Genomic DNA, 22,348 nt, shown 5'->3' on the forward strand with positions numbered 1-22,348 from the left:
AAATAGGCTTATGGATGGTCCAAAATTACAATTACATGCAATCACTCTGATGTGAAACAACCCAATTCATAGTAAGTATTATTGTTGAAATCAAAGCTTTTAATCACGTCAAGACCAAGCTTTTTGGTATGGGCAGCGTATGATCTGTGATTGATGTGGTTTATAAAAGTTATCAATATCGGATATTTTTTACTCATTTGCATTCTGGAAAAATCAAAAACCTTTCGGAGTACTACCGTCCCCCTGTAATCCATATCAATGCAAATTGGCCCATACTGATAAGTGTTTTCAGTAGAAAGCGTAATCCCCTTATATTCTGTATCTTTCAAATCGCCAATCATAAATTGAAAAAGAGGCCACTTAGCCCAATACTTCCATGAGGCAGCCATCACATAAGCAATAATCTTCTGGCCATGACACGCAATTGTAATTCCATTTTCTTTTTCAATTAATTCCTTAAATTGTTCTTCTGTAAATAAGGTTGTTACGAAGCCATCGGGTTTGTCTTTTTCACTAATGGTTGTAATGTGATATTTTTTTTGTAATTCCACTATAGCAGATATATCATCAACAGTAGCGTTTCTATAAATCATTGTTATCCTCCTATATGAAATGAGCTTAAAAAAACTTTACTTCAGCATTCGACATATTGCAACCATTTTAAGTTGTAGGTTTTTGCGAGAGGAAGGCTACACTATGATCAGGAGAGCGTTAACAGGGGGAGAGCGACTGGAATTTCTATTATCCTACCTGTCTTACAAGGGAACATTGGAAAAGTTTTTTAACAATTTTCCCAGGAGGGAGAGGATTTTCAGATCGACCCACTGCAGATTAGTGTAGCCCCTGACGAATAAGCAAATGGAGTTAGTTATTAGATCGCGGCGGGTAAAAGAAAATAAAGATTTAGACTGAAAAATAAAGTATTAGACTGACGATGCTTCATTAAGCTAACGGGCAAAATTTCAATGCTAAGTGTATAATTTAGAAGACGTAAAGAATCTAATTTGGAGGCTTCTATGATTAGAGATCTTTGGTTTACAGTGCAACGGATTGATGATAATACATACGCAATTAGTGAATACGGACGTTGGGAGAAAGTACATTCATTTTTATTATTGGGAAATCAAAAAGGGGTATTAATTGATACAGGGCTTGGGATTGATAGTATCAAAAGAATAATAGAGCAGTTGACATCTTTACCTCTAAAAGTTATTACGACACATGTCCACACTGACCACATAGGTAACCATGGCGAATTTGAACGGATCTTTGTCCATAAAGAAGATGAAGACTGGCTAATTAACGAGATTCAAGGCTTAACAATAGAGCAAATCAGGAAGAATATTAGAAGAGATATAACCTTGCCTACTCCAGAAAGGTTTAATCCGGATACATACCAACCCTTTAAAGGAAAGCCGACAGGTTTGTTAAAGGATGGTGATATATTCGATCTAGGGGACAGAAGATTAATTATATATCACACTCCAGGACATTTTCCTGGCCATATTTCAGTTTTCGATGAAACAAAAGGGTATTTATTTACTGGCGATCTGCTCTATGATGAAGCGCCAATATATGCCTTTTATCCTTCAACGAACCCTGTTGATTTAGTGAATTCATTAGAAAAGATTGCAAGAATACCCAACGTCAAAATGGTATACGGTTCTCACAATACATCAGGACTTAATCCAATAATTTTAGTTGAAGTAAAAATTGCAGTTAAATTTCTGAGGGAACATGATCTCGTCAAATTTGGAACTGGGATTCATAAATTTAACGGATTTAGTGTTCAGTTCTAATAATCTTGTCAAACTAACGGGAAACGTTAGCTCAATAAAAATTAGCGACAGTCTAGGACTTTATTTCGTGTTATTAGGTCAATCAGAGATTTCTGGTTGGCCTTTTTTCTTAGGCACCATATGATGGCGGTAGCCGAGAGAACGTTGACTTTATTGGGGCGGGCCCGTCGTGAAAACAGTTCTCTCACTGCCCTCAATGACCATGTTTGAGCTGGTTGAGACAGGGATCTCGTATCACAAGCGAAGCTATGGGGGAACCATCGTGGGAGTGGCTTCAACTTTAATATTAGGGAGTGTGTTATGGAGCCGGTTGTAGGATTAGATGTGGATTAGTTTCCTATTTTAATACGCGAGGAGTGCAAGCATTTTATAATCAATCCACTTCAAACTAAACGTGCGAGAAACACGCAACTACGAAAAGTAAAAACCGACACTGCAGATGTCAAAAGATTGAATTTATCAATAAATAGGCAAAATGAATAAAGTCCCTGGACTCTTAATGCGATGTGCATGCGGATCGGGGACTTATCATGTGAAATACTCAATATAAGCGGTTTGCTTAATTTTTGAAAAAAACACTTAAAAACACTTAACAAAAAGCGTCTAATCGCTTATGATGAATATAGGGAAAGGGGGAGGGGTTATATTTACCAAGAGGAACGACTTTTAAAAATTATGGAGTATCTCCAAAGCCGTAACCAATTATCAAATTCGGAAATTTGCGATTTATTGAACATCTCGAGAGATACGGCAAGAAGGGATATTATTAAGCTTGTTCATGAAGGGGGGGTTATAAGAACCCATGGAGGTATTGCCTTACCCTTATTAAAAGAAGAAATAAGAGCCTACAAGGAACGTGTAACCTCAGCAACAAAGCAAAAGATGCTTATTGCAAAAGCAGCTTCTGAGCATATCGCTGACGGAGATGTATGCTTCATGGATGTATCGACTACCATTCAACTGCTCTGTGGGCAATTGGACAAGAATCTGACGGTTTACACACACTCGTTGGATAATGCAGAAGCTTTATCAGCAAAAAGTGAAATTAACATAAATTTGCTCGGGGGCAAATTTAATCATGAAAACCGTTTTTTTTATGACTACGACACGGCTATGCAGTTGAACGATGTTTTTTTTGACAAAGCTTTTTTAGGAGCTGCCGCCATTATGGAAGACGGAGTGTATTTTGCGAACCGTGATGATGCTTTAGTTAAAAAGCTGGTATCGAGGCGTGCCAGAGAAGTATTTTTACTTGCCGATTTCAAAAAATTTAATTTAACAAGCCCGTTTAAAGGTCTGAATTTTTCCGAAATTGATATTCTAATTACAAATCAGGATGCCCCGAAGCATTCATTACTGATGTTGCAGGATAGCGGAGTAGAAGTTATCAAGGTGCTTGAGGAAGAAAAGTGATAAAAAATCGCAAGGGAGCATGGGCCATGATACAAGCAATCTTTAGCGATATTGACGGGACGTTGTTAAATTCAAAACATCAAATTACATTCGACACCAAAAATACAATCCAAAAGGTTGTGGGAGGAAATATCCCTTTTGTACTCGTTTCAGCGAGAATGCCAAGCAGCATTTTTCCTCTTCAGCAAGAGCTCAATATTAACGCTCCCGTCATTTGTTATAGCGGTGGTCTAATATTGGGCTGTAATAGGGAAATCCTCCATAGCATCTGTTTATCGAAAAAGAGCATTAAACAAATATACGATATTGTATCGGATCATTATCCTTCTATTAGTTTTAACTTATATGGCTATGACCAGTGGATCGTTGATAACACTCAAAATCCTTGGGTAATTCAGGAAGCGGGAATTATTAATGGCTCTCCCATACAGAGGGTGCTTTCCTCATATATAGAAGAAGATCATGAAACTCACAAAATTTTATGCATGGGACCTCCCGAAGACGTTGAGCGGCTTGTACAACAAATCAAAAATGAAGTTACTGGTATCAGTGTCTATAAATCCAAGGGAACCTATCTGGAAATTATGGATGAGATGGTGTCCAAATCGTATGCCATTCAGGAACTCGAGGGGATATTTAATATTACTTATCGTGAATCGATGGCCATTGGAGACAACTATAATGACATGGATATGATTTTGTACGCAGGCCTAGGAATTGCAATGGGGAATGCGTCAGAGGAAGTTAAGAAAATTGCCGACTGGGTCACATCGAGTAATGATGAAGACGGTTTGAAAATAGGCTTGGAGAAATACATTTTGTCCGTTTGAAATGATCCAGTGACATTGGATATCCAAACACCAAAAAACTGTAGGCATTAGAAATAGAACAGAGGGGGACACATAACCCTGAGGATACTGAGTTTATATCTTCTCGGTCTGCGAGTGACGAGAACGGTAGAAAAAGAAAAGCAGAGTGAGACGACAAAAAGAGATCAACGTGTTTCGACCGTTGATCTCTTTTTGTTGTGCTCACTCAGCACGACAGATTACAAAAGAGATGAGGAAAGTTAGGTTGGGAGTTTGATCGTCTGGATTTGTAGTGAAGAGCTTATTTACCTGTAATGCAGAAGAGCAGAGGATTAGCGATGCACGTTCTTATTATGCGCATCAAAAATCAAGTTTAATGAATATATAAGTATACTAAATATCACATTCACATAGGAAATCATACGAAAAGGTCCCTAAATATCCATTTTTCATCAGTAAGATCAGAAAATAATTTGGCAAAGTTCATTTACTTCTAGATGGAGGTGAGTTGCATTTTGTTTTAGGTGTGTTTTTAAATAATCTTCTCCAGCTAATTGACAATTTATCATTTGTCGGGTGACAAGAACATTGTTACATTCCCGATAAGATTTCATCGACGGCGACAGACGCCCTTTTATTAAACTAAAGGGCAGGATAGTCAATTTTTTCGCGAATACTTTACATTTGAAAGATATTTGCGAAATTCGTAGATAAGAGGTTATGAGAAAGTAATGTAAAATAGATATTAATTGTAATTTGCAAGAAATATGTCGTACCGTTCGGCACAATAGCATGCAGCGCTTCCATGAGCTTGAGTGAGGAAACTAAATCATTTCCAGGGAGCTTAATGATTAAGTGGATCAATTCGAAAGATCCCAGGAAATAAAGAAATGATCTCGCCAAATTTGGAACTGGGATTCATAAATTCAACGGATTAGCATTCAGTTCTAATAATCTTGTCCAACTCACGGGAAACGTTAGTTCAATAAAATAGCGACAGTCGGTAAGAAGTTCTCTTGTTTTCAACTATCCATTCCCCTTTATATATTAATACCAATTACAAAAAAGTCCCAAAAACAAATGTTTTTGAGACTGGGTTAAAAACCAAGTATTCTTGTTTACTGACTGGTATCCTATGCTACATATTCATTTTTTCCTGCGCCTATACCCGTGATAAAGATAATAACAGAAGTTAAAACTAACATCAGTAAGGAAGTATTCCAATTATGTGTCACATCATGCAACCATCCAAATAAGACAGGGCCGATAGCAGACAAAAGATAACCTAATGATTGAGCCATACCGGATAATTCTGCTGCCTCATTCGTATCTTGAGTACGTAAACTAAAAAACATCATAGCTAAACTAAAGGCAAATCCCACTCCAATTCCAACCATAATTATCCATATTGGAATAAGGATCGTGCTTCCGTGTAAGATACCGAATACCCCTCCAATAAGCAAGATGACTGAAACCAGTACTAATGGATGCTGCTTCTTTAAACGTCCAGCTAAAATAGAGACAATAAACGTAGTAGGAAGCATAGCAAATTGCATTAAAGACAACATCCAGCCAGCTTCATGAGTGTTCAGCCCTTTTTGTTCAAGAATTTCAGGAAGCCACGTTATCATGGTATAAAAGATTAAGGATTGAAAACCCATAAATAACGTGACATTCCATGCTAGTTTAGAATGCCATAAGTTTATAGATTTAACTTTCTTTTTAGTTTGTACAAATCTAATAGATTTATGTTGATTTTGTATTAGTGGTAACCAAAAGAAAAGTGTAAGAAGAGATAAGATTCCCCAGCATCCGAGACCTCCTGACCATCCTAACCCTGATATTGAGGAGATGGGGATACTTATACCGGATCCAATAGCTCCACATAAATTCATAGAGACTATATAAATCCCTGTTATCATTCCTACATTTTGTGCAAAGTTATGTTTAATGAGACTGGGGAGTAATACATTACCAATGGCAATACATGAACCAATTAAGATTGTTCCTATAAATAAGGTTATTACACCACCAAAAGAACGTATTCCGAATCCAATGGTTAATAAGATTAAAGAAATAAATAGGATAAACTCCGTACTAAAACGTTGAGCTAACTTAGGGGCAAAAGGGGATAAGAATGCAAAAGTAAGTAAAGGTACTGTAGTTATTGTCCCTGCTAGTATACTAGATATGCCTAAACTGTCACGTATAGAATTTATTAGTGGACCCACTGAAGTTAGTGGGGCTCTGAGATTGGCTCCCATTAGGATGATACCTATAATAAGTAATCCTATTCTAGGCTTTAGATCCGGTTTCGGTTGTCCTAGTTGATTGGTTTTTTGTGAAATACCCATGATCGCTATAGATCCTCCGTATTTAATACTAAAGCTTTTCTAAATTAGGTAATCAATTCATTTATTGTTTGAATTGCCACACTTCCATATTGTTCCACAATAGTAACCGTAAAGCAGAGAACATAATAAAATGTTGTTTTCTACTTGACGGTTACTTTTAAACATTTTAATTAAATTAAGCGAATTTTTGGACTTCTCCCGTTAGTTAATAGGAGAACGACAAGCCCCTACTTTTATACCTAAAGAATTATAGTGATTTTTTATGTTTATGATGGCTTGACCACTTGTAACTTTATTAATTAATTGTTTTATCTTCCAAAGGTCTACTGGTTTATTCATTAATAAGTCATTAAAAATTTGTTTGATTTCTTGTGGGTAAACATTTCCTACCATACTAGAAAGTCCATTACATCCATTCATTATCTTTTCTATAAGATTTACATCTCCACCAGCGAACATGATGAAATCATCTGGTAAGTCAGTATTATGGTGACGTTTGGCATCACTCTCTTCTTTAAGTCCTACAAGGTTAGAGTACTTCTGGTTAATAACAGTCTTTAATGATTCAGCACTTAGCTCAAATCCTGTTCGGAAAGGATTATTATAAAGGACAACGTTTTTGGTGGTATGTTGTAGCAGCTCATTGATATAAGAAATAGCTTGTTGTTGTGTCGGCTGAATGTAAGGTGGAAACTGAATTAGAATAGAATCAAAAACAGATTCCTCAAGCTTTTTAACCAGTTTTATTGCATTTCTTGTTGTTGTAGCTGATACGCCAAACATCAGTTCAACATTTTCAAATTTTTGTTGATTAAAATAATCAATAATATGGATACGCTCTTCAATGCTCATTGAATTTTGTTCGCCTGTCGTAGCAGACACAAGTAGTGAATCTATCCCGTTATCTGTTAAATGTTTAACAATAGGATTGAATCCTTCTAAATATAAGCTCTCATCATCACGAAAGGGAGTTGGAATAGCAACATTAAAATTTTTCATCAGTTATATCCTCCAGTGTATATACATTACAAGAACTAATTTGTACATAACGTCAAATACTAAATCCTTTCAGATAATTTTTAAAAGGTATATTTGAATGACTAAATTGTTCTATGTTCATGTTGTTTAAAGTTTGGTTACATTCTTCAGGTCAAAAGTATTAACTAATCTTTTCTAGTTATTCTTTATTTGTGTATCTGGTTTGACTATGTGACGAGGTGTATTACCCACCGGTTTCTCTAAAAACCAAGTGCCCATTGAAGTAAGAACCGGTACATTTTGAAACGTGTAAATAATAGCATCCTCTGTTTGCTAAGTGTTGCAATGCTCATGAGCAGAGCAAGGAGGAGCTAAGAATAGGTCGCCTTTTTTCAATTCAATCTTTTCTCCATCCACGATACTATAACCCTCGCCCTGAAATACTAGATTGAGAGCTACATTAGTATGACGATGAGCTTTATTATGCTGATGCTCACAGAAACGATTGTTTCATAAGCATCATTAAGCAAGGACAAATGAAAAAGATAAATTTATTCGAGGTTACAAGAAGATTGCTGAAGGGGCAATACTGAGTTAAAGTTAATATAATTACGTAAAATAATAATTTGACGAATAAATAATAATAAGATATGATGGAACCATGGAGGTTCGTACATAAATGGATAAACTGATGAAAAGTCACTACATGCAACGAATTGATGAAAAATTGTCCGATTTACCTTGGTATGTTACAGAGTTTATAGATAGCAAAAAACGCAAGTTATCTCCAACAACACTTCTTAATTATTGCCATGATTACATTATTTTTTTCGATTGGCTTATTGCCGAGAATCTAACTTCATCAAGTCGGAAAGAAATAAACTTAGAAACATTGGAGTTATTAACAATACGTGAAGTGGAGAATTTCTTGTCATTCCTGGATTATCAACTTGGAAACAAGAAACTTACGATAAATCGCAAATTATCCTCGCTAAAATCGTTGTTTGATTATCTTCAGAATAAGGCTGAAACAAGTGACTTGAAGCCATATATTCAACGAAATGTAATGGCCAAAATGGATTTGAATGCTATCAAAGAAAGCCAAGAAACCATTGCAAACCGTATTGAAGGAAAAATCCTAAGAAAAGATGATTTCGAATTATTTAGGAAATTTGTAGCTTATGATTTTGGTGAAAAATATAAAGACAACAAGCGTATTTTTACGTTTCATCAGTTTAATCGTGAGCGTGATACGGCGATCGTTTCGCTGATATTAGGTTCAGGGCTTAGATTGTCTGAGGTTGCAGGGATTAATATGGATGACTTAGATATGAATAAAGCTTTAGTTCGAGTGATACGTAAAGGTGATAAAGAACAATACGTTTACTTTAGCAAGCAGGCTTTAATGGATCTAGAAAGTTACCTGGAGATCAGAGAAGCAAGATATTTACCAGATAAACAAGAAAATTATTTATTCATTGCAGCTCCTGTAGGCCGTAAAGGAAAAAGCCGGCGTCTGACACAACGATCAATTGAAAAGCTGATTGAAAAATATGCAACTGCCTTTGGGAAGCCCTCTCTAACAGTACATTCGCTTAGGCATTCATTTGCAACGCGATATCATCTTGAAAATAACGATGTCCCAAGATTAAAGAATCAATTAGGGCATTCATCCATTCAAACAACAATGGTATACACACACTTAACAGATGAAGAGATGCGTAATGCTGTGAATAATATGGACCGATAAACCCGCGTTGCTACGCGGTTCTCCTTATACATATTCACAAAACCCGTATTTTGACTAAATATCTAGCGACGCATTCACTCATAACGAGCATTGCGATTTTCAAGATTATTTGATAAATTATACATCTCTAATTTATTTCATGATAAATAAAACTTTATAAAAGCCCCACTTCATTGATTCAACATTTTCATCATTAATTATATAAGGTAAATCTAGATCAAATGCTTTTAGATACAATACGCTCATCTCCCTCTATTCTTCCCATGGACGTGGTTGTTGATGAATTGCCTTTTTTCCATAGACTCATAGCATTCGCTTTCTCCCAATCAAGGGCTTCCTGCCTGTTACGCATTTTTGTAAATATTTTACAAAAAAAGGTCACCCGCTGGGAGTCCTCTTAGATGATGCTTGCCGTCAACGTCGTTTTCAATCCAAATCCGCAGTAAAGGACCTCGAAATTTTTCAGTTTCTGAGGTCCTTTTTTACTAACTCTCAATATTCAAAATCTGACTTTAAAATTCACCGAACCCCTTGATCGGTAAAAAGCACTTTCAACTCCCTGTAACTTCATCCCACAATAAAAGTCGTCCTATCCTCCTAAAATAACACTTGTTACAACCCCAGTATTTTGCCGTTCAGCATTTCTCGACACTGAATTGAAATAAAAGCCGCTAATCCAGTGACGATGATAAAACCCCATTTAATTTTTAGACTGATTTAACGAATTTGATCAGTCATTACTTTTAAGAGTAGTTACAGCTCCTAATTGCTTAACGTGTAGCCAGGTTCTCTTGACCAGTAAACACTATATCTGCCGTCTTTGCCGCTAATCTCTTTCCAGAGTCAGAAGAACCGGCCTGAAATACGACCGAATGACCTTGTTTAGAGCCGGCAATGTTAAGTGGTCCTGCTGACGAATAAGTATTATGTTCATGTCGGCAGATTACCTTTACTCTTGAAGTGATTGGCCAAAATGACTAATCTTCGACCGTCAGGTATAACAATATGAAACTCAGCAGGTAGTTCCACTATCAATATTTCGCTTTCTTAATTCCTAACCGCTCGTTTTTAGCTTTTATCGAGTCGTTTAATCCATAAGAAATGTGAAAACTGTCCTGCATTATGTTGCCTATTGAGGTTCTCACTAAATCACTTTTCGTTTAGATACACATCTAATCGGCAATCGGACTATGTTCTTGTCCATTCCGGCAATCGGTAAAAGTTCTTGTCCTTGGCTCGGGACACGAACTTTTACCGATAAAATAAAAAAGCCGCTAAAATAGCGACTTCAATGACACAATGTTCTTGTCCCTCGACAAGAAGCAATATCCCGAGGTCACGATGGAGCGCATGGAAAAAACCAATCCTTCTCCTAAATGGCCTTGGTAAGATGGTGGGTACGAGGAAATTATGTTCGTCGTAACTTCAGTTGGCTTGCACCGAAGACTCCAGCATCGAACGTGACGACTTCCATCTCCAGATCGCTTGTAAACTCTGATTGGTGCAGTCCAAGCTTTAGGATCGGTTCAACTGCGCTTTTTGCTCCTGCTTTAACGTTGGTGCCTGGAAGCTTACGGCAGCTTTCAACTCGATAATCACCGGCCATAGTCGATACACCGATCAGTGCGGTCATACTCAAGCAACTCCCTTGTTTGTCCATATGATCCGGAATGAATGAGTCGGCAATGACGCAAAGAGCATGATTTTTTGTAACGCTATTGAACATCCAGTCTAATAATGTTAATGCATTAGATAGAGAAAGGCTACCCGACTGCCCGACGGAAATGGGCATAACCTCATTTAGCCCTAATTCTTGTCTCAGTTTAGCACAGCCATTAACACCAGTTTCAAAGTCCGTCTGATGACAGTAACAGAGCAAGTCAATTCCTTCGGTCCAATTCCTATTCGTTTCAATTAGATCGGTTATCCGTCCCCATGGCTTTTCTAATCCCAAAGTTGCCTCAGCATGATGAAATGTCAAATACATAGCTCGTTCACCTTCTTGGAATACCGATGAATCGCACAACCGTAATAGCCTCCAAAGCCAACGGAAATCGTCATATACAAGTCCCCTTCTTTCAAGAAACCTGAACGGATAGCGTGATCGATATTATTTAGGATATCGGTGTTATGAATATGTCCGTCCTTGGAGAGGGTTAGATTGTAGAAGCGTTCCAGGGACACCCTCAGCACTTGAGCCAGCATACTCCATACGTGTAGCCCCAGATTGGTGCAAAAGATCACGGCGATCTGAGCAATGTGAATACCGGACTCGCTTAATGCTGCTCTTACTGCCTGTCTGACCCCTAAATAAAACGTTGAGTAATATAATTGAATACGATCTGGAGACAGATCGTATACGAGACCGTCGACTCTCATAACCGAAGCAAGTGTCTGCTGTCCTTGACGCTGCCCCTTCATATATAAAGCAGCACTCGCGCCGTCACCGAACACCATGAACGGATCGCTCCGTTCATAAGAATTCATAGCTCTGTCGGCAGTGATGAACAAGATTCCTGCACCTTGCTGACGCGGGGCCATGAAGTAGTTCGACGCCAGGCTCAACGATAAGTGCATCGTGGAACAAGAATATTCCTCCAAAGGGATAAATGGGACTGTCTCAAGGGCGAATTCATCTGCTAGGCGATCAAAAAGATTCCGTTCACCGTTTTCATTATTCGTTACACTAGCAAACATGACAGCCGCGATCTGTACATTCATTTGCAGAGCCCGGCGCAGAATTGGCCTACACACGGTAGCAATCATCTGTTCCAATTCAAGTTCCTCTTCTATGGGCACCAGCTCAAAGCCTTTGTTCAAGTATTCCGAATCGCTCATTCGAAATTCAACGCCGTCAGCCTTCACCTGCTGAATCGCTTTCGTGACATGGATACGGGACTTCGGGAGATAGACGGAATAATCGACGATCGTCACGTGGTTCTCATACATTGTGATGAGCCCGCTTTCGGAAATGCATGATCTTGTACTGGCGTTCCCCGCTTTTCATTTCATCGTACAAGGACGTGCCTGGCACACCAATTGTTTTCCAAATCGCAGTATCCATCTGATCTTCAGTTCCAAAAGCGGCTATGCGATTCTTTAGAACTTGATCACTTGAAAGCAAAACTTCCCCCGTGATATCGCGTGATATAAGCAGCTCGAAGCCCAGTTCAAGCAAATACCGTTCACCATCGTCAAACTTCCAGGTTGGCAAATCGTCCGCATAAACGAAAGTCCCGCCCGGTTTCAGCACCCGGAAGACCTCGTCATAAAAAGACTTAATCGATGGATATAGATCAGACGCTTCCATGTTGAGGACAAAATCACAGCATGACGAACCGATAGGAAGCCTCTCAGCATCCCCAACACAAAAATAGGCATTTGGGAAACGATTGGTCAATTGGCAAAATGCAATATTGGCTTCGGTCAGATCTAAGCCAACAACGCTTCTCACACCGTAACTTCGACAGAGCTCTCTTACGCCTCCCCCCCTGCCACAGGCTACCTCCAAAATGTTCTTATCCTCGAGATATAAACCATCCAAGCACTCCTGCAGAAGCCGGATGGAGTTTCGATTGACACTTGCTGGGGCCTGGTTGAACTCGGAGGCGAACCCCCAATTGATAAATGTCGAGAAACGGGAAAAGCCACTCTCGTCCAAGGACCGATTATAGTTAGTGAACATCTTCATGATATCCTTTTTGAGGACTGCAGTTTCCCCGCTTTCCTGCCCTTGCAGATCAGCCAGCATAAACGGAACACCACCATCACCGAAGAAGTAACTGACCGCGCACTCCCCGCACACCAACATCTGATCCGATGTGTTTAGCTTTGACTTGCAAATAGGACATACTAAGGCAATGCCGGTTGCCGGCCAACGAAGCATATGCATGTCATTCCTCCCTCCCTCAATTAAGTTGTCAGCCTTTAGCCACTTGCACTGTTATAATTACGTATTGCCCGACTCCAAACGAAGCGAACGATTACAAGGAGCACAATTGGTACGATAGCGCCCCATACCGCCAAAGCAGGTGTCAGCTGATTCATCACCATCATAGGCGCAAAATTCGTAATGACGAGAAAAGGCAATAAATACACGCCGATTCGTTGGATGAAACGTGAATAGATCGGCATTGGCATATTATTGGCGTCCCAAATGGAATAGAAAATTCCCGCCAGCCCTCCCGTATTAACAAGCCAGAAGGATAACAAGGCTGGGATGAACATGAGACAGTAAGTAATGATCAACGCTGTCCCCAAGTAAAACAAAAATGAGAATAAACTCCATGCCGTTACCGGGATATTTAATGCATTCCAACTGATCACAACCATCGTTCCACCCGCGATGAAATTCGGAATTGGCATCCCAAGATCGATGTATCGAAGCGAAACCAAAAACTGTAGTGAAATTGGCTTAACCATGAGTAGATCCAACGTCCCGCTGCGTATATACTCGGATACCCTGACGAAATTAGGGAAAAAGAGCCCGGAATAAAGACCGGTCATAATCGTGTATGTGCCGACAAACATCAAGATACCATCAGGCGTGATCGATCCGATATGCAAGTCCGTCTCATAGACTACTACGACGTAAAGTAGCTTGGCAAACAAGTATGCGATTTCCACAGCAATCCCGAGTATGAAGTTCGTCCTGTATTCCATTTGAGCAATAAAGCAGTTCTTAATGAACAAAAAGTAAATCATTAGGTAGTTGCGAAGCGTTCCCAGCCATCCTCTCACCGGTCAGCCCCCCAATCCGAGATACTTCTTCATTCCGGCGCGCCATACGATCCGTGAAAAGGCAAGCAGCGCGATCATCCAGAAGAACTGCATCCCGATTCCTTGTACTGCCTCGTCCATTGACAATCTGCCATTAATAACATTCGCAGGAAAATGGATCGTATACTTGAATGGCAAGTAGTCTAAAATCTTATTTATGGTCTTACCAAACACCTCAATCGGAAAAACACCACCACTTAAAATGATGACAAATAAGCCGGTCATTTCAAAAAAATAGGAGATTTCAGACAATATAAATGCAACAGCCGCGAGCGTATAAGAGATAAGAAAGTTTAACAACAAAGACATGACCATTGCCACCATAAAGAGTAGAATATGTGCCAAGGGAATCCGTATACCATAAGTTCCGGTCAAGTAAACGAGTGTAAACAGCAAGATACATAGCATGGCTGAAAAAAAGAAAATCTTTTGCCCCAGCATAGTAAATAGCTTCAGAGCGAAAAAACTGACCGGTTGAACCAAATATTTATTCAATCCACCATCCTTGATCTCGGTGGCCACGTTTTGACCTATATCCGTTGTCACAATTTTCGTCACGATGGCTGCCGTTATCGTGTATAAAATCATTTGGCCGTAGGTATATCCGAAAAATTCCGACGATTCCGATCTTCCATAGACCGCTGACCAAATATAATATTGGATCAGAATCGGAAAGAATGCACTGATCAAGGAAAAGAGAAAGTCAAATCGATATTCGAGTGAAGACTGAACGCCTAACTGGAACACGCGTCCGTATTTGGGAAAGGCACTCATCCGGATACCCGATCATCCCGCTGATACAAGGATACAACGACTTCCTCGATAGGAATATCTTCGATCGTAATATCTTCAATCGGGTAGTGTTCAAGCAAATCCCTGGAAGCCATGCTAATGCGCTCCTTACTTATCTCCAGCGTGGCATGAAATCCGTCCGATTGACGCACCTTCCCGTACAACTGCAGCTGTCCAGTCGCTACGTGTTGCTTAAATTTTAACTGTATGATTTTCGTGTCGTTCAAAACATCGTCGATTCGCTTCAGATCCCCGTCGAAGACGAGCCTGCCATCATTAATAATGATCGTCCGCTTGCACAGATCCTCGATGTCCTTCATGTAATGACTTGTCAAAATAATCGTTGTCCTATGCTGTTCATTGTAATACTTCAAAAACTCCCGCACCTTTTTCTGTGTAACAATATCGAGCCCGATCGTCGGCTCATCCAGGAAAAGCAGGTTCGGTTTATGAATAAGCGCTGCAAGGAGCTCCATCTTCATACGCTCACCTAGCGATAAACGCCTTACCTGAACATTCATAATGTGCTTGACGTCCAACAGTTCGATGAGTTCGTTCAGTGTTTGTTTGTAATGCCGATCGTCAACCTGATAGATATATTTGTTTAGCAAAATGGATTCCGCCGCAGGCAAGTCAACCCATAGTTGGCTCTTCTGCCCCATTACAATAGCGAACTGCTTCTTGAATTCCTTATTTCGCTCATAAGGCTTGAAGCCCAGTACAGTAAGTTCGCCGCTAGTTGGATGTAAGATGCCAGAGAGCATCTTTAGCGTCGTCGTTTTGCCTGCCCCATTAGGCCCAAGGAAAGCAACCATTTCCCCCTCTTCGATCGAAAAGGAGATATTTTTCACCGCTTCCTTCGTCAAACTTTTCCGATAAAAGAGGTTTTTAATGGAATGAAGCATTCCGACCTCTTTGGTGTAATAGGTGAAGTTTTTAGCTAACTGCACCACATGGATCGCTGTCAATTGCGCTCCTCCTTAACAATTAAATCGAACTAGAAGGTGGACGATAACGTTTACCGGCCATAATGATAAAGTAACCCGCATCGGGAACAGACCGGCATCAGTCCGCAAGCTAATACCTCTCGGTGTTTGGCAAAATTTTCTCCCTTCCAAACCTCCTTCACATCCATATCACTAATGTTGCCGACCGCCATCTCAGGAAAGAACTTGCACGGAGTGACGTTTCCGCTCGGCAATACGTCCATTCGGGTGGAGATCGCCAAGCATTCCTTCCGATTCATCCCGGTTCTCTGCACGCCAGTGACAAAATCCTCTATCTCGTCTTGCTCCAATGCGGGCATAAATCGAACCCGGCTTCCCCATGTTTGCTCGGAGATGCGGAGAACCTCCTCCTTGAGTGCCCCCACCTTCTCGCCGGAGATATGATAAGTGAATGAATTCCAACTGCAGCTACCCTGACGGATTGGATCAAGCCAGTCAAACTCTTTGATGAAGAAATTGTCCATTTCCTGAGCAGACTCAGGTGCGATATACCACGGATATACAAAGTAGACCGAATCCACGCCCATCTCCTCGAAAAACTTCATAAAATCAAACATTTTGGGAATCATGAGATCATTCATCGTCAAGCTGACGGATACTCTGCCCTTGAAAATGCCCTGCCGTTGCAACTCCAGCAGACGCTCTATGGCACTAACCACCTTTTTGTAAGTCCCTCTGCCCCTAATCGCGTCGTTCTCAGCCTCGAATCCCTCCAGACTGGCTAGTACAACAAGTCCCTCACCGATCTTAAGCAGTGAATCTAACTTTTCCTCCAGAAGAATCGCGTTTGTACAAATCGTCGTCGTCCGCTGATCGCGTTCCAGCAGATTCGCAATCTGATCGAACTTGCTATGGTACAGCGGTTCTCCGCCCCAAAGATAGACTTTCGACTTCTTCTCATGGGTAAAGGCAAGGAGCTTATCGACCAACGCGACATCGATTTCTTTACCTTGCTCCTCCTTGGACATGTCCCAGTGAAAGCCGTCCGAGTTCCACTCGTAGCAATGCTTGCAACGCAAGTTGCACCCGTTGTTCAGCTTGATCCCGATATCTTCCGGGATCTCCATCGCATAGCGACTATCGGTCGCTCGAAGCCGACTGACCCGGGACATATTCATAATTGTACGCTTCAGATCGTTAAACACACGCTCATCAAACTTTCGACTCGTTTTGGGTTGCATAATTTACACCTCCATAAGTTTTGCAACGCTCGCGGGCATGTAGTAGGTTACAATGAGCACGTTCCAATATCTCGATGTTGAATCCCTGCGTCTTCCAATCCGTAAAGGACACGCCAAATCCTTGCTTAATCCAATATTCAGCATTGGCGGTTTCGTGTCTTCCAAAGGGCTCAAGAAAAACCATAGGCGTCGCAGCGGCGAACGATTCCATCAAGGAATAGCCCCCCGGCTTACTGACAATGGCTGTGCAACGGCGAATTCGTTCAAATAGCAGGGGAACAGTTCCGCTGTCTAAGTAAATGGGAGTCTCTCCATGTTGGATCTGAGCAAATGGAGGAAAACCGAACTCCCCTCGTCTATTCCTCAGCCACGGACTCCACGAGGGGTCGTTCCGATAATAGCAAATGCGTGGATCAGGCTGGATATCCTCGTCAAAATAAGCCAGAACATCCAGCTCCATACCGCCTTCAAGCAGGTCTCTAACAGCCTGCGGGTAGGTCCCAATCCCCCAGCCGCCACCATGGACCACCATTCTCTCTTCTCGCTGGCGAAACGGGATCGGTGCTTCGTCCGTCATCGGAAGTTGTAATTCAAAACGTTTCTTGGTCGGTTCGTAAAACCAAATGTGGTTGTACCGCTCGCTTCGAGATCCATAGACCAAATAAGATGGCGAAAGCGTAGCATCGAGATGAAGCATGTCGACCTCGAGCCGAGTTCCAACAAACCGTTCATATTGTTCCAAAATCGGGATCCAGAACCCAGTCAACGCAATGAACGACGTCCGGCGCTCACGGGACCATTCTTCCAGCAGCAGCTGTACCTTGGTGGGATCCAGGCAATCTGAAATATCGCGAGCCAACTCCACACTCTTCCGAGCGATAGCGAAATTATCATGAAAGGCTTTACGATAAGCCGGCACTTTGTTCTTTAAGCCGTCGACATACACATTTTCGAGCACACAGACTTCGTTTGAAATGCCGGAACGCTCCAGGTAAATGCCTAGCTGTACGGCGGGCATGTACACACCTAGTGAGTTACCGGATCCAAGTATAGTGACACAAGGCTTCAAATGACTATCCATACCACTTGCCTCCCTGGACTTCAAAACGTTCCTTTAGCTTGTCGATTAAACTTTTCTGCTCCTGCACATCTCGCGCGATTACAAACAGATAAAGCCTGCCCTTGATGAAACTGCCTTCGCTTAATGTCTGTGGGTAATCTGATTCCCCATAGCCAGCAAACATGCACGCCGGGGAAAGCGGAATGATGCCCTCACCGGTATGATTAGGGTATAAAACGCCGTCATCATCCAGCTGTCGCAGCCACTGCCCGTAATCAAACCGATGGCGACTGCCTACCGTTCGAAACGTAAATGTCCCGTGCTTCCCATTTTCCAGCCGTTCGCCCAGTCGATGACTGACCAGTCCCATCGATTGACGGGCGTTGATTTCTACAATCGGCACGATTGTCCCGTCCTTTAGTATCATGGAGTCAACACAAACATGGCCGAAGTACCTGTCCTTGTATAGTGAGGAAGCAAGCTTCTCAATGACATCGAAATAACCGTTCCGTATTAGCGAATGACTGTTCTCCTCCTGCATCGCTTGTGACCCCACATAAGCAAACTGTCGATTGATGATTTGCTGCAAGCCGACGATCTGGTACGACCCGCTCTCATCAATTGAAAATTGGCAGGAAAAATCATATTTCACGTCAAGGAACGGCTCGACAAGAAACGCCGTTGAGGAACCGGCTTGCTCTTGTTTGCGCAAATAGCTTACTACACGTTCCAAGGATGATAGGTTTTTAAACAGCATATTGCCTTTTCCAGCTACGCCAAAGGGGTCTTTTAACAGGACCCCATTCGACAACCCCATAAGCTCTAGCCCTACTGCAGCCAATTCATCCGCGCTGAACACTGGCTGGCTATAGGAGCTGCCCAGAAGTCTCTTAGCAAGATCGGCGGAATACAACTTAGAATTTACCCGTTTAACGTCTTGAAGGGTGGGCAGCTTGTTGGAATAGTTGTACCTGTCGAGAAGCTCGTGAACGTAAGGTACGACTGAAAAGGGAGTCATTTCACTAAACTGCTTCAGCCGCTCGTCGGTCTCTGAAACTTCGTACAAAGCGCGAAATAGATTTGGTACATGGCTTGGGACATTCGCACTAAGCTGTGTAAAATGAAAGCCGATGTGCGCCAAATAATCCATGTGCGCCTCATCCATCTCAAAGCGGGTCAACAGTGTGTCCTCCGGGCCACATAAGGAAGCCAGCAATTCATCCATAGCCATTACGACCCGCGACCGTGAAGGATCAGGAATAAAAGGCAACCTGCTACTCCCTTCTTCACGCCAATAGGTTTCCGAATCAAAGGTGCTGGCAAGCAACATACTACCCGACCTCTTGATTCATGCCTTTTAGGAATGCCATGAAGGCACCGATTGAGCGCAGACAAGCCAAGTCCAGGTCCTCGTAAACGATCTCCACCCCAAAAGCATCTTCAACTCCGAGAATAAACGTTATCATCTGTAGGGAATCTAACTCGACGTCGTTAATCAGGTCGCTCTCCATTGTGAGAGTTTCACGAAGCGAGTCATCCTCGAGCACAGTTGCAATGATATTTTTTAATGTTTCAAACATAAACGTCATCCTTTCAACTTGTAGTTTCGATTTTTTATTTAATTCCAAAAAAAATAAATGAAAGGTATAATAGTAATATATTACTTATCACTGTTAAAGGGAGGGTTTGAAGCCTTGAATCACCACTGTCTGTTTGTCTCCGCCCATCTGGACGATGCTATTATTTCTTGCGGCGATTATATCGATTTGCTTGTTCGTGCTGGCTATCATGTGACCATAGCAACTGTTTTCACTGGTACTGGCACAGATCTATCCCTACTTGCTCGCATCCTGCACAAAAAGTTCGGACTAAGCTCCGACGTGATGAAGGTACGGCGAGAAGAGGACATTAGTGCATGTGATCTTCTCGATGTGGACACGATTCATCTGAACATGCAGGAATGTATCTATCGTAAAGATCGCAGCGGTGCCCCCTCATATGAAAAGCTGGACGATCTGTTCCGTAGTGACTACGAGACCGAGCTGGACGTGATTTCTGAGGCAACAAAAGTGCTTTTGACACGACTCTGTCTTACAGACTACGATCATATTTATATTCCGCTTGCAATCGGAAGACATGTGGATCACGGTATCGTGCGGGTTGCGGCCGAACAGGCTGTACGAAGTATTAGTGATCTGGAAGTCTCTGCCCGTTTGATTTACTACGAAGATCTACCGTATTTAAACTATGGTCAAGATATAAAATGGGATATTGACCTAGCTCGGAATCTACATCCAGTCTACATTTCACTTCCCAAGTGCAGTTTGAAACAGAAGACTGCGGCCATCCTGGAATACCGCTCCCAGATCCGTCTATTATGGCACTCCCGATGGGAGATGCTTAGACAAGTGATTCAACATGCGCATTCGTGCCGTTCGCCAGAGCATCAGCCTGATCCAAACTCATATTGCTTCAGACTGCATGTTGTGAGTGTGCATGATCAAGTGCCGCTTGCTATAAGCGTTCCTGGTAACTTTTAATAAGATCAGCCAAGTCGCCAAGGGTTAGATGACTGCCTGCCATGTTACCTACCAGTTCGTCCGGGAGCTCTAGACCGAATTCGGTTTCGAGCTCCACGACGAATGTAATCATCTGCATAGAATTCATTTGGATCCATATCTCTTCAAGTAACGCATTAGCGTTTATACGTTGTTTATCGTAGTCCGGAATCTTTTGATGAATAAGGTTTTGGATGCGTTCCAAACAGGTTTGTTTTCTCAACGTTAGACCTCCTCCTCTACGCCCATTGGAGTTATGTTTGACACAAGGCTCAAGTTGTAGATCATAAGTTCGATAGTCTCGCGCTCACAGGCTTGAATACGCCTAATTAACACTTCCACTTTTTTGAGGTTATCTTCGTTTTTCGTCAGTGAATATTTGATAATCAAATTTCGCGCTAATAGAGCATCGTCGGCAATCGTCTGATAGCGAACCTTGAGCTGTTTACTTTCCCCTAGAACACCAGTTTGATTCATGAAGTCAATTCGTTCCAACATCAAGATCTTGTGATCATAGATCATTTGAAATGGGCGATTATCTTCCTCAATTTGTCCACTGCGTATGCGGGTTATATCCAAAATCAGCTCGTCATAAACACGAATTCCCCATACACATGGATTTGTTATATAACCCAACTCTCTGTATTTGTCGGCGGGATTTTCTCCATTTAAATAGTCCTTAAGGTGCTCAATAACATAGTTTAGATTAAAGTCATAAGCTGCTCGCTCGTTGAATTGTAACAGAGAGAGACCACCCTTCCACGCATACAACCAATCTCCATCATCATCGATTCCCTCGTAGGCACGTCTCATTTGCTCAAATGTTATTTCGTTAAATGAGTATTTCCCCCCCATGAATGTAAAATCGGCGATATGAAATATATCCCTCTCCTCGTCATAACCAAAAATAAATGAGTCATGTGAGAAGAAAGATTCAATATCCAAAAACTGCGCTTGATCAAGAAGCAAATAAATATAATTATTCATGTCTATACAATCCATCAGAAAAGTACATATATCCTTGTTGAAATTTCGGACCAACTGACGACTTAAATGTTGGCGAAGCAGCCAAGGACAAAATTCAAAGGTAGGAGTACGGTAGAAGTCCACGTAGGAACTTCCCTCATTTAAGGTGAGCTGCAGCGGAATGAAATGTGTCATAATCCACGGCTTTGCTTGCGGGTAATTGGCTAGGACGGCAAACGTATTTGCCTGCCACTGCCACGAGGTGATTGCCGGATACTGCATCGGTAATATCTTGGATCGCAATTAGACACCCCCTTGGGAGAGAATTTGATTTAGTGTCAATTAGCTAAGAACTACAGACTGACAGCACAGATAGAGTCAAACTTCCTGGACCACCGCAACGCTGTAGTCCTTATTCGTTTTCAGGAGTGATTCTTCGTTAATTAGTTTGGGGCACCAAGTTCAGATCCGGGTGCCCAAAACCGGACTGTAACCATTTCTTCGAATCAAGCCATTGCTAAAGTCAAAACCGTCTCATTTTCCCAGATGCTTACCAGATCATTGATTTGAAGCGACCTTTAGTTCTCCGCCAAGGGCATAGAGTTCTAGTCCTCTACTTTCCAAGTCCGGGAAAATCATGTCTGAAACGATTTGTTTTTCCTTTATTGCCGAAGACCTCGACACTAGACCAATCAACGTAAATGCTCAAGGTTATCCGTTCATGCTCTGGCTTCATGGGGGCTTGGTGCTTTGCAGCAAAATCAGGATGGAAATCAATTGCGCTTGACTTCGTCCTATCGACAAACAGCTCCTCATTCAAGACATCATATCCGATGGTTGTCTCCTGAGTAGAAGAGGAACGCACCTTGAACCCGAATTCCACGGCAGTACCGATCTCAAAT

At 41.5% G+C, this 22,348-nt stretch carries 21 protein-coding genes and 2 pseudogenes; 5 read left to right on the forward strand and 18 right to left on the reverse strand.

All coding sequences use genetic code 11. The annotated features are described in order from the left end of the window. Positions 1-41: 41 nt before the first annotated feature. Positions 42-593 (reverse strand): GNAT family acetyltransferase, encoded by a 552-nt coding sequence (locus tag MKY16_RS11905; protein WP_058830782.1) that lies wholly within the window; start codon positions 591-593, stop codon positions 42-44. 423 nt (positions 594-1,016) lie between these two features. Between MKY16_RS11905 and MKY16_RS11910 the strand changes: the two genes are divergently transcribed. From MKY16_RS11910 to MKY16_RS11920, 3 genes are all read left to right on the forward strand, one after another. Then, positions 1,017-1,799, forward strand: coding sequence for an MBL fold metallo-hydrolase (locus tag MKY16_RS11910; protein WP_340955431.1), 783 nt, complete (start codon positions 1,017-1,019; stop codon positions 1,797-1,799). Positions 1,800-2,471: 672 nt separating this feature from the next. After that, the gene (locus tag MKY16_RS11915) at positions 2,472-3,212 is read left to right on the forward strand and encodes a DeoR/GlpR family DNA-binding transcription regulator (protein ID WP_340957565.1); all 741 of its coding nucleotides are present in this window, start codon (positions 2,472-2,474) and stop codon (positions 3,210-3,212) included. A 26-nt stretch (positions 3,213-3,238) separates the two neighbouring features. Beyond that, positions 3,239-4,042 carry a Cof-type HAD-IIB family hydrolase gene (locus MKY16_RS11920; RefSeq protein ID WP_340955433.1) on the forward strand — a complete coding sequence of 268 codons (804 nt, stop codon included), beginning with the start codon at positions 3,239-3,241 and terminating at the stop codon, positions 4,040-4,042. Between the two features lie 1,112 nt (positions 4,043-5,154). Here the strand turns inward: MKY16_RS11920 and MKY16_RS11925 are convergent. From MKY16_RS11925 to MKY16_RS26125, 3 genes and pseudogenes are all read right to left on the reverse strand, one after another. Further along, entirely contained in the window at positions 5,155-6,375 is a 1,221-nt protein-coding gene (locus MKY16_RS11925) for a CynX/NimT family MFS transporter (protein WP_165146421.1), read from the reverse strand. 201 nt (positions 6,376-6,576) lie between these two features. Then, complete coding sequence (locus tag MKY16_RS11930; protein WP_029515236.1) at positions 6,577-7,374, reverse strand: dihydrodipicolinate synthase family protein; 798 nt, start codon at positions 7,372-7,374, stop codon at positions 6,577-6,579. A 312-nt stretch (positions 7,375-7,686) separates the two neighbouring features. Beyond that, positions 7,687-7,836, reverse strand: a pseudogene (locus MKY16_RS26125) (cupin domain-containing protein); the annotation flags it as partial. 196 nt (positions 7,837-8,032) lie between these two features. Here MKY16_RS26125 and xerS point away from each other — a divergent pair. Next, positions 8,033-9,103 (forward strand): tyrosine recombinase XerS, encoded by a 1,071-nt coding sequence (xerS, locus tag MKY16_RS11935; RefSeq protein WP_340955434.1) that lies wholly within the window; start codon positions 8,033-8,035, stop codon positions 9,101-9,103. Positions 9,104-9,885: 782 nt separating this feature from the next. Here xerS and MKY16_RS11940 read toward each other — a convergent pair. From MKY16_RS11940 to MKY16_RS11990, 11 genes and pseudogenes are all read right to left on the reverse strand, one after another. Beyond that, positions 9,886-10,020, reverse strand: a pseudogene (locus tag MKY16_RS11940) (LLM class flavin-dependent oxidoreductase); the annotation flags it as partial. Between the two features lie 491 nt (positions 10,021-10,511). Next, the gene (locus tag MKY16_RS11945; RefSeq protein ID WP_340955436.1) at positions 10,512-11,129 is read right to left on the reverse strand and encodes a hypothetical protein; all 618 of its coding nucleotides are present in this window, start codon (positions 11,127-11,129) and stop codon (positions 10,512-10,514) included. Then, positions 11,081-12,052 (reverse strand): 3-oxoacyl-[acyl-carrier-protein] synthase III C-terminal domain-containing protein, encoded by a 972-nt coding sequence (locus MKY16_RS11950; RefSeq protein ID WP_340955438.1) that lies wholly within the window; start codon positions 12,050-12,052, stop codon positions 11,081-11,083. The genes MKY16_RS11945 and MKY16_RS11950 overlap by 49 nt, the downstream gene beginning before the upstream one ends. After that, a complete protein-coding gene (locus tag MKY16_RS11955) occupies positions 12,045-12,995 on the reverse strand; it encodes a methyltransferase domain-containing protein (RefSeq protein ID WP_340955440.1) in 951 nt (316 codons plus the stop codon). Before MKY16_RS11955 ends, MKY16_RS11950 begins: the two co-directional genes overlap by 8 nt. A gap of 35 nt (positions 12,996-13,030) precedes the next feature. Further along, positions 13,031-13,843, reverse strand: coding sequence for an ABC transporter permease (locus MKY16_RS11960; protein WP_231109362.1), 813 nt, complete (start codon positions 13,841-13,843; stop codon positions 13,031-13,033). A 3-nt stretch (positions 13,844-13,846) separates the two neighbouring features. Beyond that, positions 13,847-14,656: an ABC transporter permease gene (locus MKY16_RS11965; RefSeq protein WP_340955442.1), complete on the reverse strand. Its 810-nt coding sequence runs from the start codon at positions 14,654-14,656 to the stop codon at positions 13,847-13,849. Beyond that, positions 14,653-15,642, reverse strand: a complete 990-nt coding sequence (locus MKY16_RS11970; RefSeq protein ID WP_340955444.1) for an ABC transporter ATP-binding protein — start codon at positions 15,640-15,642, stop codon at positions 14,653-14,655. Before MKY16_RS11970 ends, MKY16_RS11965 begins: the two co-directional genes overlap by 4 nt. Positions 15,643-15,692: 50 nt before the next feature. After that, positions 15,693-16,862, reverse strand: coding sequence for a radical SAM protein (locus MKY16_RS11975; RefSeq protein ID WP_340955445.1), 1,170 nt, complete (start codon positions 16,860-16,862; stop codon positions 15,693-15,695). Further along, complete coding sequence (locus MKY16_RS11980; protein WP_340955447.1) at positions 16,834-17,943, reverse strand: hypothetical protein; 1,110 nt, start codon at positions 17,941-17,943, stop codon at positions 16,834-16,836. The genes MKY16_RS11975 and MKY16_RS11980 overlap by 29 nt, the downstream gene beginning before the upstream one ends. Next, the gene (locus MKY16_RS11985) at positions 17,936-19,252 is read right to left on the reverse strand and encodes a hypothetical protein (RefSeq protein ID WP_340955449.1); all 1,317 of its coding nucleotides are present in this window, start codon (positions 19,250-19,252) and stop codon (positions 17,936-17,938) included. Before MKY16_RS11985 ends, MKY16_RS11980 begins: the two co-directional genes overlap by 8 nt. A 1-nt stretch (position 19,253) precedes the next feature. Next, positions 19,254-19,502, reverse strand: a complete 249-nt coding sequence (locus tag MKY16_RS11990) for an acyl carrier protein (RefSeq protein WP_061828348.1) — start codon at positions 19,500-19,502, stop codon at positions 19,254-19,256. 114 nt (positions 19,503-19,616) lie between these two features. Between MKY16_RS11990 and MKY16_RS11995 the strand changes: the two genes are divergently transcribed. After that, positions 19,617-20,462, forward strand: coding sequence for a PIG-L deacetylase family protein (locus MKY16_RS11995; protein ID WP_340955451.1), 846 nt, complete (start codon positions 19,617-19,619; stop codon positions 20,460-20,462). Here the strand turns inward: MKY16_RS11995 and MKY16_RS12000 are convergent. From MKY16_RS12000 to MKY16_RS12010, 3 genes are all read right to left on the reverse strand, one after another. Beyond that, positions 20,437-20,703, reverse strand: a complete 267-nt coding sequence (locus MKY16_RS12000) for an acyl carrier protein (protein WP_322172237.1) — start codon at positions 20,701-20,703, stop codon at positions 20,437-20,439. The genes MKY16_RS11995 and MKY16_RS12000 overlap by 26 nt on opposite strands. Before the next feature lie 2 nt (positions 20,704-20,705). Next, the gene (locus MKY16_RS12005) at positions 20,706-21,728 is read right to left on the reverse strand and encodes a hypothetical protein (RefSeq protein ID WP_340955455.1); all 1,023 of its coding nucleotides are present in this window, start codon (positions 21,726-21,728) and stop codon (positions 20,706-20,708) included. Positions 21,729-22,059: 331 nt separating this feature from the next. Next, complete coding sequence (locus tag MKY16_RS12010; protein WP_340955456.1) at positions 22,060-22,329, reverse strand: GH32 C-terminal domain-containing protein; 270 nt, start codon at positions 22,327-22,329, stop codon at positions 22,060-22,062. Positions 22,330-22,348 lie beyond the last annotated feature (19 nt).

The sequence above is a fragment of the Paenibacillus sp. FSL L8-0641 genome, assembly GCF_038006265.1.
GTDB classification, from domain to species: domain Bacteria; phylum Bacillota; class Bacilli; order Paenibacillales; family Paenibacillaceae; genus Paenibacillus; species Paenibacillus polymyxa_D.